Origin of the sequence: Pseudoalteromonas sp. S3178 (assembly GCF_005886985.1) — a bacterium.
Lineage (GTDB): Bacteria > Pseudomonadota > Gammaproteobacteria > Enterobacterales > Alteromonadaceae > Pseudoalteromonas > Pseudoalteromonas carrageenovora.
In genome coordinates this window covers 1-1,896 of sequence record NZ_PNCW01000103.1, presented here as the reverse complement: position 1 = coordinate 1,896, position 1,896 = coordinate 1, and the positions used below count along the sequence as shown (strand labels likewise).

At 34.1% G+C, this 1,896-nt stretch carries 2 protein-coding genes and 1 pseudogene; all 3 read right to left on the bottom strand.

Going from position 1 to position 1,896, the window contains the following annotated elements; all coding sequences use genetic code 11:
• Nucleotides 1-297: pseudogene (locus tag CWC11_RS19985) on the bottom strand (aminoacyl--tRNA ligase-related protein); the annotation flags it as partial.
• Between the two features lie 186 nt (nucleotides 298-483).
• A complete protein-coding gene (locus CWC11_RS19980; protein WP_138684096.1) occupies nucleotides 484-855 on the bottom strand; it encodes a hypothetical protein in 372 nt (123 codons plus the stop codon).
• A complete protein-coding gene (locus CWC11_RS19975) occupies nucleotides 843-1,652 on the bottom strand; it encodes a hypothetical protein (protein ID WP_138684095.1) in 810 nt (269 codons plus the stop codon). The genes CWC11_RS19980 and CWC11_RS19975 overlap by 13 nt, the downstream gene beginning before the upstream one ends.
• Between the last annotated feature and the right edge of the window lie 244 nt (nucleotides 1,653-1,896).

Below are 1,896 nucleotides of genomic sequence, written 5' to 3'. Positions count from 1 at the left end.
TGCTTCACTTCTAAAACATGGTGTGTGTGCAGTTAAGCGAATTGGTAAATCACTTTCTTCGTAAATTTCGTCGCGTGCGCTGTTGGTAAGCGGTACTTCTGCTGTAGGAATTAAGCTAAAGCCAGCTTGTTGTTCACCGTCGTCGTTTACTAGGCCTAATGTATGGAACAAATCACCTGCAAACTTAGGTAATTGGCTTATGCCGTAAAGGCTTGCGCTGTTTACTAAGTACGGTACATACATTTCTGTATAACCGTTTGTGTCTGTGTGGGTGTCTAGCATGTATTGCGTTAGAAATTTAAGGATGTTAATTAATTGCTTCTAGTTTCATTTATAATGTCTACTAAGTATTTTACTTAGATGAAGCAACCTGATTTAAAATTTTGTCTGTCGTTGTATCGGACATAACAACACCCGTTTTCTCTATAAAAAATGATTATAGGTCTGTAGTAATAATGAAGAGCAAGTGCTGTAGTAAACCTCTTAATCCACGCATGCTCTATTTAAATCATTTGAAAGTATCTCAATTTGCCGGATTGTATCTTCTACCTTTTTTCTAATCTCTTCTTTAGTAAAAACTATATGGCAGCCACTTTTACTAATTATTTCCAATGAAGTTAAATTTTTATCCATTGTTTTTGCTTCGTTAGATGACTGCTGATATTGCCATACATTTACTTCACCTGATTTTAAAGGCATTTCCATCACTTGAGTTCCGTACTCGCTTTTAAAAACCGCTTTTAATAATAAGTGTTCATCAGTCGAATTTTTAACACTTGCCCAGTAAGTACTTGAACATGCAGTAAGAACAAATATTGATAAAAACACTAGCGCTGAGTTTTTTATTTTTTCCATACAATTTCAGAACTCCAGATTAACCTTTTTATATCAATTTCAAAAGCAATACTGTTTGTGATACGTTGTTTCATATCAGCATTATTTTTAGTTTCATTATAGTATCTCATTAAATCAATTTTACCTTTTTTCGGATAGCCTGGAGTAGATGATTTCACACTCTGTAAAAGGGTATTACTGCTACCTTTATGGCCCCAAGATAAACTAATCCCTCCAACATACATTAAAATTGAGTGTCCGAATTCATGAGCAGAAACTAATTTAAATTCTTCATTAATCATTTCTTCGGGTATACCAGCTTTTCTAGATCCTTTTTGGTATTTAAAGCTTGCATCTATACCTAAAATTGAAGGGTTTGATGAACGGCCATAATCTGGGGTCTCTTCAATTTCTAGATCTACAGGAATCGCATCTGCGCTGTTTTTATACAATGGGTTTACTATTACGTTAAACCGAACACCTGCAACTGTAATACTATTTGACCAATATTTCTTGATTCCATCTACAGCAAGTCCTTTTAACTTTTTATAGTCACCGTCCCTTAAATTATTTTTTTTGAAATTTAGGAAAACATTTATATTAATAGTTCTTAAACGACTATTAATGGTACTTTTAGCCCAAGTTGCTCTATGGGCTCCGTTATGAACCTTAATTTTTCTACTTGGGCCTTGTCTCGAGGGACCAACAGTCCTCATCCTAAAATTAACTGTCGGTTTATCGATATCTTTATGTAAGTATTCTTCAAAGATTTTTAACGTAAGGTTGTTATTCTTACCTTTAGCAACTGCTGCTTCCATTAATGTACTCCATGACAATCTATATGATTGAAAACTTTGGTTAAGTTTACAATTCCTTTCCCCTATTATAGAAACACTATAATACCTAAAATATTTGAAAGTCAAACATAGGTTATATTTTTACAAGAGACTTAAAATAAAAAAGCCGCTGTTCGTTTAGAACAGCGGCTTTTCTACTTAAAGCTGGCAGCTCGTTTTTTAAGCTTTACCAATCATTTCAAGCCCACCCATGTACGGGCGTAAT

Excerpts from the sequence above, each read along its gene's own strand:
- CWC11_RS19975 (WP_138684095.1), bottom strand. The coding sequence starts at position 1,652 with ATGGAAGCAGCAGTTGCTAAAGGTAAGAATAACAACCTTACGTTAAAA.
- CWC11_RS19980 (WP_138684096.1), bottom strand. The coding sequence starts at position 855 with ATGGAAAAAATAAAAAACTCAGCGCTAGTGTTTTTATCAATATTTGTT.